Annotated in this window: 13 protein-coding genes and 1 tRNA gene; 8 read left to right on the top strand and 6 right to left on the bottom strand. The window is 63.3% G+C overall.

What is annotated here, in order from left to right; all coding sequences use genetic code 11:
* Positions 1-17: 17 nt before the first annotated feature.
* Complete coding sequence (locus AC07R0_RS09015; protein ID WP_495076169.1) at positions 18-572, bottom strand: LuxR C-terminal-related transcriptional regulator; 555 nt, start codon at positions 570-572, stop codon at positions 18-20.
* Positions 573-649: 77 nt separating this feature from the next.
* Between AC07R0_RS09015 and AC07R0_RS09020 the strand changes: the two genes are divergently transcribed.
* Together AC07R0_RS09020 and AC07R0_RS09025 are read left to right on the top strand one after the other, a co-directional pair.
* Positions 650-1357: a CoA transferase subunit A gene (locus tag AC07R0_RS09020; protein WP_495076168.1), complete on the top strand. Its 708-nt coding sequence runs from the start codon at positions 650-652 to the stop codon at positions 1355-1357.
* 2 nt (positions 1358-1359) lie between these two features.
* Complete coding sequence (locus AC07R0_RS09025) at positions 1360-1998, top strand: CoA transferase subunit B (RefSeq protein ID WP_495104547.1); 639 nt, start codon at positions 1360-1362, stop codon at positions 1996-1998.
* Between the two features lie 3 nt (positions 1999-2001).
* Here the strand turns inward: AC07R0_RS09025 and AC07R0_RS09030 are convergent, their stop codons facing one another.
* The 3 genes from AC07R0_RS09030 to AC07R0_RS09040 form a co-directional block, all read right to left on the bottom strand.
* Complete coding sequence (locus tag AC07R0_RS09030) at positions 2002-3177, bottom strand: PQQ-dependent sugar dehydrogenase (protein ID WP_495104548.1); 1176 nt, start codon at positions 3175-3177, stop codon at positions 2002-2004.
* A 77-nt stretch (positions 3178-3254) separates the two neighbouring features.
* Positions 3255-3328: transfer RNA gene (locus tag AC07R0_RS09035), tRNA-Gly, on the bottom strand.
* Positions 3329-3356: 28 nt separating this feature from the next.
* Positions 3357-4802, bottom strand: coding sequence for a gamma-aminobutyraldehyde dehydrogenase (locus tag AC07R0_RS09040; RefSeq protein WP_495104549.1), 1446 nt, complete (start codon positions 4800-4802; stop codon positions 3357-3359).
* Positions 4803-4972: 170 nt separating this feature from the next.
* Between AC07R0_RS09040 and alaS the strand changes: the two genes are divergently transcribed.
* The 5 genes from alaS to AC07R0_RS09065 all read left to right on the top strand — a co-directional run bounded on the left by alaS (position 4973) and on the right by AC07R0_RS09065 (position 11637).
* Positions 4973-7597 carry an alanine--tRNA ligase gene (gene alaS / locus AC07R0_RS09045; protein ID WP_495104550.1) on the top strand — a complete coding sequence of 875 codons (2625 nt, stop codon included), beginning with the start codon at positions 4973-4975 and terminating at the stop codon, positions 7595-7597.
* A gap of 42 nt (positions 7598-7639) precedes the next feature.
* A complete protein-coding gene (locus AC07R0_RS09050; RefSeq protein WP_495104551.1) occupies positions 7640-8743 on the top strand; it encodes an ABC transporter substrate-binding protein in 1104 nt (367 codons plus the stop codon).
* 15 nt (positions 8744-8758) lie between these two features.
* On the top strand, positions 8759-9994 hold the full coding sequence (locus AC07R0_RS09055) for a sensor domain-containing diguanylate cyclase (RefSeq protein ID WP_495104552.1): 1236 nt from the start codon (positions 8759-8761) through the stop codon (positions 9992-9994).
* 75 nt (positions 9995-10069) lie between these two features.
* The gene (locus AC07R0_RS09060) at positions 10070-10702 is read left to right on the top strand and encodes a class I SAM-dependent methyltransferase (protein WP_495104553.1); all 633 of its coding nucleotides are present in this window, start codon (positions 10070-10072) and stop codon (positions 10700-10702) included.
* Between the two features lie 71 nt (positions 10703-10773).
* Positions 10774-11637: a dienelactone hydrolase family protein gene (locus AC07R0_RS09065; RefSeq protein WP_495104554.1), complete on the top strand. Its 864-nt coding sequence runs from the start codon at positions 10774-10776 to the stop codon at positions 11635-11637.
* Positions 11638-11695: 58 nt separating this feature from the next.
* On the opposite strand, the gene AC07R0_RS09070 is transcribed toward AC07R0_RS09065, so the two are convergent.
* Positions 11696-13210 (bottom strand): methyl-accepting chemotaxis protein, encoded by a 1515-nt coding sequence (locus AC07R0_RS09070; protein WP_495104555.1) that lies wholly within the window; start codon positions 13208-13210, stop codon positions 11696-11698.
* 245 nt (positions 13211-13455) lie between these two features.
* Positions 13456-15960 (bottom strand): ATP-binding protein, encoded by a 2505-nt coding sequence (locus AC07R0_RS09075; protein WP_495104556.1) that lies wholly within the window; start codon positions 15958-15960, stop codon positions 13456-13458.
* A gap of 254 nt (positions 15961-16214) precedes the next feature.
* Here AC07R0_RS09075 and AC07R0_RS09080 point away from each other — a divergent pair, with 254 nt between their 5' ends.
* Complete coding sequence (locus AC07R0_RS09080; RefSeq protein ID WP_495104557.1) at positions 16215-16553, top strand: hypothetical protein; 339 nt, start codon at positions 16215-16217, stop codon at positions 16551-16553.
* Positions 16554-16676: the final 123 nt, after the last annotated feature.

Below are 16676 nucleotides of genomic sequence, written 5' to 3' on the forward strand. Positions count from 1 at the left end.
TTTCATGGGGTTGGTCGTTAGCCCCCGATCAGCCGGTGCGTCAGGTCTGCGGCAGTGGAGGCCTGGTATTTGCGCATCAAACGGGCGCGGTACAGCTCCACCGTGCGATGGCTGATGCCTAGTGCGCGGCCGATTTCCTTGGATGTGAGCCCGCTGATCACATGGGCTGCTACCTCGCGTTCGCGTGGCGTCAGCGCGGCCTGCACGGGGCGGCGTGAAGACAGGTCTTCAAAGCTCCAAATGCCCGCCGCATGCGGTGCGTTGCGGTCAAAGGCGCGGCCCGTGACGTGGCACCAGAAGACTTCACCCTTGAAGCGGCCGCCCACGCGCTGCATGATGCGTTCGTCGGCGTAATGGCCTGTGGCGTTGAGTATCGGGGCAATGCGTGCGCCGATACGCTCGAATTCGGCGGCACTCGGGTAGAGCATCTGAAACGATTGCCCCAGCAACTGCGCGCGTTCCGCGCCAAACATGTCGCATAGATGCTGGTTGCAATCCACGATGCTGCGGTTGCGCGAAACCACCAGGCCGACGGGGGCCAACTCGAATGCCAGACGGTAATCAACATCCATCAGGTGGGCCCTCTACGAAAAACTACGTACATGAATACGTAGTATCGTATGCGCTGATCTTTTAACCGGAGAGCTGTGTGAACAAAATTTTCCCTTCTGCGGCGCAGGCGCTGCAAGGCGTGGTCCAGGACGGCCAACTGCTGGCGGTAGGCGGCTTTGGTCTGTGCGGCATCCCTGAAGCGCTGATTGACGCCCTGCGCGACAGCGGCGTGAAAGACCTGACGGTGATCTCCAACAACGCAGGTGTCGATGGCTTTGGCCTGGGCAAGCTGCTGGAGACCCGGCAGATCAAGAAAATGATCTCCAGCTATGTGGGCGAGAACAAGGAATTCGAGCGCCAGTACCTGGCTGGTGAACTGCAGCTGGAATTCACTCCCCAAGGCACTCTGGCCGAAAAACTGCGTGCCGGCGGCGCGGGCATACCAGCCTTCTTTACCAAGACCGGCGTAGGCACACTGGTGGCCGAGGGCAAAGAGCTGCGCGAATTCGATGGCGAAACCTACGTCATGGAGCGCGCCTTGGTACCCGAGGTGGCTCTGGTCAAAGCCCAGCGCGCCGACAAGTCTGGCAACCTGCAATTTCACTTGACTGCGCGCAACTTCAACCCCGCCGCTGCAATGGCGGGCAAGGTCTGCGTCGTGGAAGTGGAAGAGATTGTGGAAACCGGCAGCATGGAGCCCGACCAGGTGCACCTGCCCGGCATTTACGTGCATCGCATCGTGCTCAATGCGAACCCCGAGAAGCGCATCGAGAAGAGAACCCTCACCGAGAAAGCAGGAGCATAAGCATGGCCTGGACACAAGACCAAATGGCGGCCCGTGCGGCCCAGGAGCTGGAAGACGGCTTTTACGTAAATCTGGGTATTGGCATCCCTACGCTGGTGGCCAACCATGTGCCCGCCGACAAGGAAGTCTGGTTGCAGAGCGAGAACGGCATGCTGGGCATAGGCCCGTTTCCGACCGAAGACCAGGTGGACGCCGATCTGATCAATGCAGGCAAGCAAACCGTGACCACGCTGCCCGGCTCGTCGATTTTTGGCAGCCATGAAAGCTTCGCCATGATTCGCGGCGGCAAGATCAACCTCAGCATCCTGGGGGCCATGCAGGTCAGCGAGAAGGGCGATCTGGCCAACTGGATGATCCCCGGCAAGATGGTCAAAGGCATGGGCGGCGCGATGGACCTGGTGGCCGGCGTGAAGCGCGTCATCGTGCTCATGGAGCATGTGGCCAAGAAGAAAGACGGAACCGAAGACCTGAAGATTCTGTCCGCCTGCACCCTGCCGCTGACCGGCGTCGGCGTGGTCGATCGCATCATCACCGACCTGGCGGTGCTGGATGTGACACCTGCCGGTTTGAAGGTGGTGGAGCTGGCGCCTGGCGTGACTCTGGACGCGTTGCAGGCCAAGACTGGCGTTAAGCTAGTTTGAGTTTCAGGGGCCCAGTCGCAGCAGCTTGCCGCTATCTGTGAGCAGCAGGATGGCCCCGTCGGGTGCTTGCGCCACGTCGCGGATGCGCTCGTGCAGCTCGGTCAGCAGAGCTTCGCGCGCCAGCACGGCGCTGGAGCTGACCGTCATACGCCATAGCGCCTGGCCGGCGAGCGAGCCGGAGAATAAATTCCCCTTCCATTGCGGTATCAGATTGCCGGTGTAGAACAGCAGGCCTGCGGGGGCGATGGAGGTCGGCACCCAATAGGTCAATGGCTCTACATAGGTCGGTGCGTGTACGCCGCCACCGATGCGGCAGGCGTCGCCCACTGGGTCGCCGTAGTTGCAGCCATAGCTTTTCACCGGCCAGCCGTAGTTGGCACCGGCGCGGTCGATGTTGATCTCGTCGCCACCTTGCGGGCCGTGTTCGCTCGTCCACAACTCACCGGTATCTGGATGCAGTGCCGCACCCTGCACATTGCGGTGGCCCAGGCTCCAGATGCCGGGCAGCGCTGGCGGGGTAAACACCGGGTTGTCGGCAGGAATGCTGCCGTCGCGCTGGATGCGCACCACCTTGCCCAGGGTTTGCTGCAGGTCTTGTGCCGGGCTGCCGAGCTGGCGTTCCCCCATGGTGATAAACAGGGTTTTGTCCCGGGCGAACACCAGGCGCGATCCGTAGTGGTTGCTTCCACTGGTCTTGGGCTGCTGGCGGAACACCACGGCTACATCCTGCAGTGCATTGCCCACCAGCCGTCCGCGCGCCACGCTGGTGCCGGTCAAGCCGGCTTCACTACCGCTGCCGGGCTCTGAGAAGCTCCAGTACACCCAGGGTGTCGTCGCAAAATCCGGGTCCAGCGCGAGTCCCAGCAGACCACCCTGGCCGCTGGTGTTGACTGGCAGGATGCCGCTGATGGCCGTGGCATTTTTGAAATCGACGCTGAGTCGCACCAGGCTGCCACCACGCTGCGATACCAGTAGCTCGCCTGATGGCAAAAACACCATGCTCCATGGACTTGCCAGGCTGCTGTTCAAGGTGGTGATTTTTGGCACAACCACCGGTGCCGCGGCTTCGCTGCTACCACCTCCGCAGGCACTGATGCCGAGCCAAATGGCTATGACCACCAGCCAGCGCGATAGCAGCAGGGGCGAAAGATACGGGTGGGGCAGTTCTGGCAAGCGCATGGTGCAGGCTCCCTGGAGCAGCACCGCGTCGGTGGGGTTGGCGCGGGGCCGGTGACGGTCGTCGTGGCTTCAACGACTGGAGCGGGTGATGGGAATCGAACCCACGTATCGAGCTTGGGAAGCTAGCGTTCTACCATTGAACTACACCCGCTGAGGTGACAAGATTATAGGGTGCTAGCCTAGCCGGCGTGCTTCACCATCACGTGGCGCACGCAGCTGTAGTCCTCCAGCGCGTAGACCGACATGTCCTTGCCGTAGCCTGAGTGCTTCATGCCGCCGTGCGGCATTTCCGACACCAGCATGAAATGGGTGTTGACCCAGGTGCAGCCGTATTGCAAGCGTGACGCCACCTGCATCGCCACACCTACATCGCGGCTCCAGACCGAGCTGGACAGGCCGTAGTCGGAATCATTGGCCCAGGCGATGGCCTGCTCGGCATCTTTGACACGGGTGACAGACACCACCGGGCCGAAGACTTCGCTGCGTACGATTTCGTCGTCCTGTAGAGCGCCCGCCACCACGGTGGGCTTGTAGAAGAAGCCTTTGCTGCCCCAGGCGCCGCCGCCGGTCGTGACTTCGACGTGCGGCAATTGCGCGGCGCGGTCGACAAAGCTGGCGACGCGGTCGCGCTGGCGGGCCGAGATCAGCGGGCCCATTTCCACGCCGGGTTCTTGCTGTGTGCCAACCTTGATGCTGGAGACGGCGCTGCTCAGATCTGCTACCAGGCGTTCATAAATTTTTTCACCGGCGTAGATGCGGCAGGCGGCGGTGCAATCCTGGCCGGCGTTGTAGTAGCCAAAGGTGCGCAGGCCTTCGATGACGCTGGGCAGGTCGGCATCATCGAGCACGATCACCGGGGCCTTGCCGCCTAGCTCCAGGTGCGTGCGCTTGATGCCGCGGGCGGCGGTTTCCATGATCTTGCTGCCGGTGGAGACATCGCCGGTCAGAGAGGCCATACGGATGCGCGGGTCGCGGATTAGCGGCGCGCCCACGGTATCGCCGCGGCCACAGACGATGTTGACCACGCCCGGCGGCAAGATGGCGGCCAGTACCTCGCCCAGGCGCAAGGTGGTCAGCGGCGTGTTCTCCGAGGGTTTGAGCACCACGGTATTGCCCATGGCGATCGCTGGGCCGAGCTTCCAGGCGGCCATCATCAGCGGGTAGTTCCATGGCGCGATGGACGCCACCACGCCGAGTGGATCGCGCCGCACCATGCTGGTGTGGCCGGCCAGATATTCACCGCCCAGTGCGCCGGTCAGGTTGCGCAGCGCGCCGGCGAAGAAGCGGAACACATCGGCAATGGCCGGAATCTCGTCATTGCGCGCCGCGCTCAAAGGCTTGCCGCAGTTCAGCGATTCCAGCGAGGCAAATTCATCGCCGTTGACCTCGATGGCGTCGGCGATCTGCAGCAGATAGCCACTGCGGTCGCGCGGCGTCAGTGCGGCCCAGGCGGGGAAGGCATTGCTGGCGGCATCCACGGCCAGGCGCAACTGGTCGGCGCTGGCTTCGCGCACTTCGCATAACACTTCGCCCGTGGAGGGGTTGAGCACGCTTTCCGCGCGGCCCTCGCCGGTGACGGTGGCACCGTTGATCAAAAGCTGGGTCGGAAAGCGCTGTGTAGCCATGGTCTGGATTCCTGTGTGCGGAAGGAAGGTAAGGATGCGCTATTTTGTAGGACTGGCTTGCTGTTGCCCAGCCTCTTTGCCATGGATTTGTAAAACGCGGCGCAGGAACTCCCTGCCGGGGGCGGCGATAATATGCGGCTCCATTGACCATCGCTCCAAGAACTACCGACATGACCCAGCCTGTTTTCACCGTTGCCGATATCCGCAAGACTTTTCTCGACTTCTTTGCATCCAAGGGCCACACGGTGGTGCCCAGCAGTTCGCTGGTCCCGGGTAACGACCCGACGCTGATGTTCACCAACTCCGGCATGGTGCAGTTCAAGGACGTGTTCTTGGGCACCGACAAGCGCCCCTATGTGCGTGCTGCCTCGGTGCAGGCCTGCCTGCGTGCCGGTGGCAAACACAACGATCTGGAAAACGTGGGCTACACCGCGCGCCACCATACCTTTTTTGAAATGCTGGGCAACTGGAGCTTCGGCGACTACTTCAAGCGCGAGTCGCTGAAATGGGCCTGGGAGCTGCTGACCGAGGTCTACAAGCTGCCCGCCGACCGCCTGCTGGCCACGGTGTACGAAGAAGATGACGAAGCCTATGACATCTGGACCAAGGAAATAGGTCTGCCGCCCGAGCGCGTGATCCGCATCGGTGACAACAAGGGCGGCCGCTACAAGTCCGACAACTTCTGGATGATGGCCGACACCGGCCCTTGCGGCCCGTGCTCTGAAATTTTCTACGACCACGGTGACCACATCGAAGGCGGCCCCCCAGGCAGCCCCGGTGAAGACGGCGACCGCTTCATCGAGATCTGGAACAACGTGTTCATGCAGTTCAACATGGCCGAAGACGGCTCGGTCACGCCGCTGCCCGCGCCCTGCGTCGATACCGGCATGGGCCTGGAGCGCCTGGCCGCCATCCTGCAGCATGTGCACAGCAATTATGAGATCGACATCTTCGACGCGCTGATCAAGGCCGCATCGCGCGAAACCGGCGAACAAGACCTGGGCCACAAGAGCCTGCGCGTGATCGCCGACCACATCCGCGCCACCTCCTTCCTGGTCAGCGACGGCGTGATCCCCGGCAACGAAGGCCGCGGCTATGTGCAGCGCCGCATCATCCGCCGCGCCATCCGCCACGGCTACCTGCTGGGCCAGACCCAACCGTTCTTCCACAAGCTGGTGCCCGACCTGGTGGCGCTGATGGGCGCAGCCTATCCGGCCATGGCGGCGCAGCAAGAGCGCATTGCCGAAGTATTGAAGGCCGAGGAAGAGCGCTTCTTTGAGACACTGGCCATGGGCATGGAAATCCTCAATGCAGCCCTGGAAGGCGGCGTGCAGGTGCTGCCCGGCGACGTGGCTTTCAAGCTGCACGACACCTACGGCTTCCCGCTCGATCTGTCGGCCGACGTCTGCCGCGAGCGCGGCCTGTCGGTGGACGAAGCCGGCTTCACCGCCGCGATGGAAGCGCAAAAAGCCAAGGGCCGTGCCGCTGGCAAATTCAAGATGGACCGGGGCCTGGAATACACCGGCGCAGACAACGCCTTCGTGGGTTACGAGAAGCTCGAAGCTACTGCAAAAATCGTAGCGCTCTACGCAGATGGTTCCAGCGTTGCTGCACTAAAAGTAGGTCAAACCGGCACCGTGGTGTTGGACACCACACCGTTCTACTCCGAGAGCGGTGGCCAGGTCGGCGATGAAGGCCTGATCACCAGCGGCTCGGCCCGCTTCGCGGTGGGCGACACCCAGAAGATCAAGTCCGATGTGTTCGGCCACCAGGGCACGTTGGAATCCGGCACCTTGAATGTGGGCGACACGGTGACCGCCAGCGTCAACACCGCGCTGCGCGCCGCCACCCAGCGCAACCACTCGGTCACCCACCTGATGCACAAGGCCTTGCGCGAGGTGCTGGGCACGCATGTGCACCAAAAGGGCAGCCTGGTGAATGCCGAGCGCACCCGCTTCGACTTCACGCACAATGCGCCCGTGACCGACGCGCAAATCCTGCAGATCGAAGCGCTGGTGAATGCTGAAATTCTGGCTAATGCCGCGACCAAGGCCGAGCTGATGGACATCGAATCGGCGCAAAAGACCGGCGCCATGATGCTGTTTGGTGAGAAGTACGGCGAAATCGTCCGTGTGCTGAGCATCGGCAGCACGCAGGAACTCTGCGGCGGCACCCATGTGCAGCGCACCGGCGATATCGGCCTGTTCAAGGTGGTGGGCGAGGGCGGCGTGGCCGCTGGCGTGCGCCGTATCGAAGCCGTGACCGGCGAGGGCGCCCTGGCCTACCTGCAAGACCTGGAGCGCACCGTGACGCAAGCCGCGGGCAGCTTCAAGGTGCAGCCGGCCGAGCTGCAAGCCCGCGTCACGCTGGCCTTGGAGAGCATCAAGTCGCTGGAAAAAGAAGTCGCCCAGCTCAAGGGCAAGCTGGCCTCCAGCCAGGGCGACGAGCTGGTCAACAGCGCGGTGGATCTCAATGGCATCAAGTTGCTGGCTGCCAAGCTCGAAGGCGCCGACACCAAGACCCTGCGCGAGACCATGGACAAGCTCAAGGACAAGCTGAAAACTGCCGTGATCGTGCTGGCCGCTGTGGATGGCGACAAGGTGCAGATCGCCGTCGGCGTGACCAAGGACAGCGTGGACAAGGTGCAGGCCGGCGCGCTGGCCAACTTTGTCGCCAGCCAGCTCGGTGGCAAGGGCGGCGGCAAGCCCGACATGGCCATGGCCGGCGGCACCGAACCGGCCAAGCTGCCAGCGGCCCTGGCATCGGTACAAGCCTGGGTGCGCGAACGGGTTTAACGCCGTACCGTCCTGGGATGTGTTGATCCCAGGAGTTCTATCGTGCAGCGCCTCACCCTGATCCGGCGCCTGGCCCTGTGCTGGGCCTTGCTGATGGCCTGGCCTGCGGGCGCCATGTCGGTGGTTTTTCTCAATCCAGGCAAGTCGGATGAAGCCTATTGGGTGGCTGCGACCCAGGCCATGCAGGAGGCTGCGACCAGCCTGGGGCTGCAACTGGAGGTCCAGTTCGCCGAGCGCGACCATTTGCGCGTGCTGGAGCAGGCGCGTGCGTTGGTAGCGCGGCCCCCGGCCCAGCGGCCGGACTATGTGGTGTTTTCCAATGACAACGCCACTGGGGCGGAGCTGCTGCGCGTGTTCGACGGCTCCGGCATCCGGTGTTTCATGGCCTTCAGTCGTCTGTCTGCAGCCGAGGAAGCGCTGCTAGGCGGGCCGCGCCAGCGCTTCAAGCAATGGTTGGGTTCGCTGGAGCCGCGCGCGGCGGATGCGGGTTACCTGACGGCCAAGGCTTTGCTGGAGCAGGGGCGTGCCGCCAAGGCCCAGGCCCCCGACGGTAAATTGCATGTGCTGGCCCTGGCCGGCGACCGGTCCACGCCCAGCTCGGTATTGCGCAACCAGGGCCTGCTGCAGGCCCTATCAGAAGCGAACGACGCCGTGCTGGACCAGATGGTCTATTCCAGCTGGAAGCGCGACAAGGCCGCCGAGCAGGCCGACTGGCTGTTTGCACGCCATCCAGCGGCCCGGCTGGTGTGGGCCGGCAGCGACCAGATCGCTTTTGGTGCCATGCAGGCGCTGGAAAAGCGTGGTGGGCAGCCGGGCCAAAGCATGTGGTTCAGCGGTGTGAATACCTCGAAGGAGGCGCTGGAGGCCGTCAAGTCCGGCCGCCTGACAGCCCTGGCCGGTGGGCATTTCATGGCCGGTGCCTGGGCGCTGGTGATGCTGTACGACTACCAGCATGGCCATGATTTTGCGGACGAGGGGCTGCAGCTGGAGCGCCCGATGTTCGTCCTGTTCACGCCCGCCTTGGTACAAAAGTTTGAAGAGCGTTTTGGTCAGCGTTACAACAGCATTGACTTTCGCCGCTACAGCAAGGCGCTGAACCCCAAGCTGGCGCAATACAGTTTCGGATTTGCCCAATTGCTGCGTTGATTGCACACTGCATCCATGCCGAACCTACCGTTCCGGTCCCTCGCAGGGCATCTGATCCGCAGCACGCTGGGTCTGGCCCTGTGTTGCATGCTGGCGGTGTTTGTGGTGCAGGTGGGGCTGATGCTGCAGCAGCACAAGGCGCAGTTCCAACAGCTGGTGGATGAGGTCGCCAAGACCAGCGCACCTTTGTTGTCCGTCAGCCTATGGGATATCGAGCCACAGGCCGTACAGCAGCAGGTGGATGTGATCGCCGATCGCCCGGAGGTCGGCTATGTGCTGCTGATGGTGGGCACCGGCCAGCAATTCGAAGCCGGCAACGCGCAGCTTCGTACGGAGCCGGGCAGCTTGCGCATACCCATTCCGGCGCCGCAGGGTGGCAAAGTGATAGGCGAACTGCGGCTGTGGGCTAATCCCCAGTTCGTGGTGAACGAGGTACGGCGTACGGCCTTGAGCGTGCTGGCCGGCTATGGCCTGTTCACCGTGCTGATTTGTGGTTTGATCTCCTACATGCTGCGCCGCGAGTTGCAGCGGCCCTTGCAGCATCTGGCACAGTTTGCCCGCGAGCTGACGCCCGAGACTCTGGTCGAGCCGCTGGCGCTGGACCGACCGCAGCGTGCGCGTATCGATGAAATCGACTTGGTGGCCCATGGATTTTCCAAGCTGCAAAACGGTTTGCGCGAGCACATCGCCAACCTGGACCAGATGGTGGCCGAGCGCACCCAGCAGCTGCAAACCCTGGTGGAGGCCAACCACCAGCTGTCCATTACCGACGCACTGACCGGTTGTTTCAACCGCCGTCATCTGGAAGAGCGGATGCACGGCGAGCTGGAGCGCGCGCGCCGCTATGGGCGGCCGTTTTCGGTGATCTGCATGGACCTGGACCACTTCAAGCAGATCAACGACCGGTTCGGCCACGCCTGCGGTGATGCCGTGTTGCGCGCCACGGCAGAGCGTTTACGCGGCGTGTCGCGCAGCCAGGTGGATTGGGTGGTGCGCCTGGGCGGCGAAGAGTTCCTGATTGTGCTGCCCGAGACCGACGAGACCGCCGCCTTGCATACCGCCGAGCGCCTGCGCCACTTGCTGGAGTCCGAGCCCGTGCGTTTCGACGGACAGTCCATTTCCATGACCGCCAGTTTCGGTGCTGTGCAGGCCCGGCCAGAGGAAGATGGCAGCGCCTTGATCCTGCGGGCCGATGCCCTGCTGTACCAGGCCAAGGCCGCTGGTCGGAACCGGGTATTTCCAACACGGTAGGCCGAAGCAGACTGCCTACTGGTTGTTACAGATAGAAGCTAGCCAGGTCACAAAGGGCGTGACTATGATGCGCCGATGCTCGTACCTTCTTGGTTAGAAACGGGGAAATTTCACGCGTCGGCGCTGCGTGGCCGCCTGCGCCGTTGGGCGTTTCCCAAGCCGTTGCCCCAAGACGGGGTACTGCGTTTGCATCTGGGCTGCGGGCCTGTCGATCATCCAGGCTTTGTGAACATTGATGGCATTGACCGACCGCATGTGCATTTTGTGCAGTCCCTGACACGGCTGCGGCGTTTCAAGGATGGCAGCGTGGACTTTGTGTATTGCTCCCATGCCGCCGAGCATTTTCCGCGCGACCGTACCGTGGGGATTTTCAAGGAGTGGTGCAGGGTGCTGGTGCCCGGCGGGCGCTTGTGCATTTCGGTGCCGGACTTCGACCGCATTCTGGAGATGTACCAGCGCAGCGGCCAGGACATGGAAGCTATTTTGCCGCCGTTGTTTGGGGGCCAGGACTATCCGTTCAACTTCCATTTCACGGCGTTTAACCAGCAGTCCTTGCGCAAGGTTTTGCTGCAGGCCGGATTTTCTTCGGTGCAAGCTTGGCAACCGGGCAGTGATGCCTTTCATAATCTGCCTGACTGGTCTGCTCGCTCGATTGCGGTGGCAGGCCATCCGGTACCTATCAGCCTGAACCTCGAGGCCACCAAATAGGGCCTGCGCCGGCGACGCCGGCATGCGTTCATCATTTCTTCTTTTTATTGCTATTTAATTCGTAGCTACTTATGCATATTCCATCGGCGCTGAAGCGCTTGTTTTTAGTATCTCTGTGTGCGGCCACCCAGGCAGTCACCGCTGCCCCGGGGCAGGAAGTTCATTTCAACAGCCTGGACGGAACCCGTTTGCGTGCCTGGCTGTTTCTGCCCGACACGCCGGGGCCTGCGACCCGCCCTGCGGTGGTGGCCGTACACGGCTGTGGCGGCTTGTATGCAAAGGGCGGCAAGCTGAATGCCCGGCACCAGGCCATGGCCGATATGCTGCTGGGCCAGGGCTATGCCGTGCTGTTCCCCGACAGCCTGACATCGCGCGGTGAGGATTCGCTGTGCAATCAGAAAATGGCCCAGCGCGACATCACACAGACCCAGCGGCGCAGCGATGTTCTGGGCGCGCTGGCCTGGGTGGCGGCCCAGCCCTGGGCCCGTCCCAAGGCCATTGCGGCCCTGGGCTGGTCGCATGGCGGCAGCGCCGTGTTGGCTGCCACCGACCGCCGCCAGCCCGAGGTGGCGGCACAGCCCAACATCTTTGCAGCTGCGATTGCCTTTTACCCAGGCTGCGCTGCCGCCACCAAGGCCGGCTACCAGCCGAACACCCGCTTGATGTTGCTGCTGGGTGAGAGCGACGACTGGACACCTGCAGCGCCGTGCATCGCGCTGGGGCAGGCGGTGGGGGCCGAGCTGCATGTGTACCCCGGCAGTTACCACGAGTTTGACAACCCCACAGGCGGTGTGCGCCTACTGCGCAATGTGCCCAATGGCGTGCGCCCCGGCCAGGGTGTGCATGCGGGCCGCAATCCCGCAGCTCGGGAACAGGCCTATGCCAGCGTACGCGAAGAGTTACGCCAGACCCTGGGTGCTGTTGCTATCAAATAAGTAGCGTGTTGCGCAGGTTCTACCTGCGCTGGAGGCCTGTGGGACTGTTGGTGGTTTGTCAGGCAACAACCAGGTTCTTGTAGACCCCGCAGCCCACGGCCAAGTCATCGACCAGCTGGACGAAGGACATCTTGGTTTGAACCCGCCCGGTACTGGGGTTGGTGATGTTGTATTCCACCCAGCCGGGCTCGCGTTCTGCCTGGGCGTAGATGGCGTGCAGCAGGCCGGCGCCGTCGATGCCAGCAATGTCCTGGACCCGCGTGCCGACCTTGGCAGGGTTGCCGCCAAAGGCGCGGTAGTTGCCGCTGCGGTCCAGCGCGAAGACGTACATGTCCCGGTCATGGAAACCCTGGGCAGGTTGGGTCAGATCGCGCAGAAATCCATCGGTAGAACCACTGCGGTGCCGGTGCGCCACGGCCCGCTCGACCAGGGCCATGGCTTCTTCGGCCGAGCCCTGCTGCAGCTTGAACAGTGCCACGGTTTCCACCAGGGTGGAGGCGCGACTTTCCAGTGTGGACGCCTGGGTGACGGCGTGCTCCACCATGTGCGCGTTTTGCTGGGTGATTTCGTCCAGTTGGCGCACGGCGCTGGTGATCTCGCTCAGGCCGGTGCTTTGTTCGGCGCTGGAAACAGAGATGTGCGCCATATTGCTGGCCACGTCGCGGATGCCGGACACCACCTTGTTCAGTGTGCTGCCCGCACTGCGGATTTTTTGCACGCTGGTGGCCACCTGGCTGCTGGAGGTGCCGATGAGCAGGCGGATCTCCTTGGCTGCGCCGGCCGAACGCTGGGCCAGTGAACGCACCTCGCTGGCCACCACGGCAAAACCTCGGCCGGATTCACCCGCGCGGGCGGCTTCCACGGCGGCGTTCAGGGCCAGGATGTTCGTCTGGAAGGCCAGACCGTCAATCACACCCACGATCTCGTCCATGCGCTGGGCGCTGCCTTGTATGGCCTCTACCGAGGCGATAGCATCGGCCATGGTGGTGCTGCCCTGGTCGGCTGCGTCGCGCACGCTGGCGGCCTGGGTATTGGCCTGGCTGGCGGTGTGTGCGGTGGTCTGCACGGTGCTGGATAGTTGCTCCACGCTGGCAGCGGTTTGCTCCAGGTTGGCCGCCTGCTGCTCGGTGCGGTCGGACAGGTCACGGTTGCCGCTGGCCAGGCTTTTGCCCGCATAGGCGACGAAAGCCGCGTTGCTGCGCACATTGGCGACCATGGCCGATACCGTAGAGCCAATTTGCTGCGTGGCGTTGGCCAGCGCGGCCAGTTCGTCGCTGCCACGTACTTGCAGCTTCAGGCGCAAGTCACCCTTGACCAACTGGGCCATGGCCTGCTGTACCTGCTGCAGGTCTTGCGCCAGGCTGTGGTGAAAACATAGCAGTGCATAGGTCGATACCAGCAATCCGGACGCGCATAGCCAGGGCATGGCGCTGGAGGCCGAACCCAGGAATGCATTCAGCGTAACGCCGACAGGCAGGGCCAGTAGCACCGCGGCCAGCAGCAGCACCTTGCCCAGCAAGGGCAGGCGCCGCATCAGCTGTGCACCCGGGGAAAGAACGGCTTGGAAAAGCATGGTTTTTTGTCTCGTAGATAGTTGTTGTCGTGCTTGTTTGGCCCCGGCAGAGCCGGACCAGACGCTAGTGCCGTTTTAGGGGCATGGGCTTACACAAAACTGTCAACCCGATGTTACGGGGGCACGCAGGTGTCCCGCAAGCTGGTTTACTATCAAAAGCGTAGCTGCTGGTGCAGGTTTCGTCTGCGCCAGAGTGGTTTTTTCTTGCTTTAGTTGCAGCAGGCTGGCGGTCTTGGGTCTGCGCGTCAAAGAGTCTGATCGTCCAGGCCGAAGGCCAGTGCTTCCACGTCTTCGTGGCGCAGGCCCGCGCCCAGGGTCTTGAGCCGGTCGAACTGGGTGGCGTCCAGTAGCTGGCGGGCCATGTGTTCGGCACATTCAGCGCAGCGGGCTTCGTTCACTTCGCGTGACTTGCCGTGTGCGGCATGCACCTTGTCGGCATAGCCCAGCAGACAGACGGCGGTCTGTGGGCGGTTTTCCAGTGCCGCCAGCAGAGCCAGGTTGTCGGCGGCATACACCTGGGCATCAAAGTGCAGCACTTGTGGCCAGCAGGCCTGCGCTAGCGCGCGGGCCTGGGCCGTATCGCCCTTGGCCAGCCAGGCCCCAGTGAGGTGCAACTGCACCAGCAGCAGGGTGGCCATGTGCCGGGTGTTGGCCAGGCGCTGTTGTAACGCCAGGTAGCGGGTGATGGAGGCATCCACGCGGCCGGCGGCCAGCTCCATGTAGGCGATGATGTCCTCGCCGCGCAGCAGTGCCTCGGAATAGCCGGCCAGTGCGTCCAGTGTGGCTTTTTGCAGCAACTGCTCGATGGCCTGGTCAAACGCACCGGCAACGAAATTGCAGGTCAGCGATGCAAACAGGCCGTAGCTGCGCACAATGGGCGGCCAGGCCGGGTCTTCAATGGCCCACATCTCGGACAGCACCTCGCGCTGTTCCTGGCGCTGCTCGGGTCCGTAGGTGAGTGCATAGACCAGTGCGGCCAGCGCGTGGTACAGGTTGCGCTTTTCGCCGGGTTGGGCGCGGTACAGGGTGCAGGCGCGGCGCGCCAGGCGGCAGCCCAGGGCGGGTTGCCGGTAGGCCCAGAAATAGGCTGCACGGCTGGACCAGCGGGCCTGCAGGCCGGTGGGCAGCTTGTCCGTGACCAGTGGTGCGGTGGCTTCCCAGACGTAGCGGCGTTCCCGGCGGCGGTCGCTGCTGAGCGCCTCGGCCAGGCCCGGGGCGATGGCCACGGCACTTTGAGGGTCGTTGTGCAGGGCCCAGTTCAGCGCCTCGCGGCCATTGCCCAGGTCGGGTGCCAGCGCGGCATACCAGTCGTCTATGCGCTGCTTGCCGCTGAAGAAGTCAATGTCGGCCTGCTCGAACAGATGGCGCATGGCCAGCGCATGGCGTTGGCGCAAAGTGGGCTCTTCGCTGGCGGCACCGAGCTGCTCCAATGCGTAGCTGCGCGGCGTGTCCAGCAGGTGGTAGCGCGGCACCTGTTCGTCGTGGTTGGTGCGCTCTGCAATTACCAGAGAGCGGTCCACCAGCGCGCCCAGCACGTCCACGACGGACCATTCGTCCAGGTTGTCGTCGGCCACCACCTGTTTGGCCATTTCCAGCGAAAAACCACCAACGAAGACGCCCAGCCGGCGGAACACGGTTTGCTCCATGCCATCGAGCAGGCTGTAGCTCCACTCCAGCGCCGCGCGCAGGGTTTTTTGCCGCGCCGGAGCACGCCGGCTGCCGCCATTGAGTAGGCGCAGGCGCTGGTTCAGGGAGTTGGCCAGGGGCGCCAGGCCCAGCAGGGGCACGCGGGCCGCTGCCAGCTCGATAGCCAGCGGCAAGCCGTCCAGGCGCCGGCATATCTCCACCACCGTGTCCAGGTTTTCGGGGCCCAGAGTGAAACGCCGGTCCGCCGCCTGTGCGCGCTGCGCAAACAGGGCCACGGCGCCGTATTCGCGGGCCTCTTCCAGAGCAGTCAGGCGGTCGGGCAGGGCTAGCGCATCCAGCCGGTAAACCCATTCATCGGCCAGTTTGAGTGGCGCTTGGCTGGTGACCAGCACCTTGAGCTGGGGCGCTGCCTGGTGCAGGGCCTGCAGTATGCGGGCGACTTCGTCCAGCAAATGCTCGGCATTGTCGATGGCAATCAGCATGGACAGCGGGCGTACCGCCTCCATCAAGCCTTTGAGCGGGTCACCGTGGCCCGACTGCAGCCCCAGCGCGCCGGCAACGGTGCTGGCGACGAATTCGGGTGCGGTTTGCGGCGCCAGATCGACCCAGGCCACGCCATGCTGGTGGGTACTGCGCCGCTCGTGCAGCAGCCACTGCGCCAGCAGCGACTTGCCTATGCCGCCCGCGCCCACGATGGTCAACAGGCGGTGCTGGGTCAGCAAACTGCCCAGATTCGACACGTCGGAGGCGCGACCGATCAGCGGTGTCAGCACCGAGGGTAGGTGGGTGACCGCAGGCGCTTCGGCGGCGCTATTGCTCATGGGCGGCGGCGCGGGGGGTATCGGCGTGCTGGGCGCACCGCTGGCCTCCAGGGCAAAGCGGTAGCCGCGCCCCGGAATGGTGACGATGGCCTGTGGGCCCAACAGCTTGCGCAGCGTGGAAACCTGGGCCTGCAGATTGTTTTCTTCTACCACCAGCCCGGGCCAGGCCATGTCCAGCAGTTCGTCCTTGGTGACGACCCGGTCGCGGTGCTCTACCAGGGCCATCAACACGTCAAAGGCACGTGCTCCCGGATTGGTGGCCGTGCCGTCTACAAGAACCATGCGCTGGGATGGCCGGACCTCGAATCGGCCAAAACGGTAGCTATTCAACAACTAAGTACCTGCATACAAAAAATAGGTCTCTGGATGGCACCCTGCTGCCACGGAGGCGGGGGCGCCGGGAAATCGCGGATGGGCCGGGTTTCAGAAGTTTTCAGATCGGTTTCAGGCAGATCAAGGACGTACAAACCGGTTCGGAGGACAGTCCACCCCTGTCACGGCAGCGACATGTTGCCTGATTGTCAAGGACAAAACGCATGACCTCCGAACCATTTACAACTCGTGACAGTGGATTTCCAGAAACTTTCGGTGATTCTTCACAGTTTCAAGCCGATCCACATCCCGCCCCCCATTACTTTGACCGTCCTGGCCTGGTGTGGATTCTGGTCTGCGTGCTGTTTGCCACTGCGGCGGCGCGCTGGTTGCCACATCTGGCCGAGCCTGCCGGCATGCGCACTGCGTTGGTAGCCATGGGCTGGAGCACCGCCGCATCCGCACAAACGGCGAGTCTGCCACAGGATGCAGGTACCGGCGGCGCAGCGCGGAAGGCCCCTGTGCACGAGGGTGTTACGGCAGCTGTTTTTCGTCAATATTAGGGATGCGAAGCATGCTCAGCCTACCTAAGATGGATCGCATCACAGGCCTTGTAAACGGCTTGCATCTACGGCCACAACACGGCCATTCAGCCCATTTTGAACAACGTTGGCGGTTTACGTTTC

The organism is Rhodoferax sp. GW821-FHT07F03, assembly GCF_059418745.1.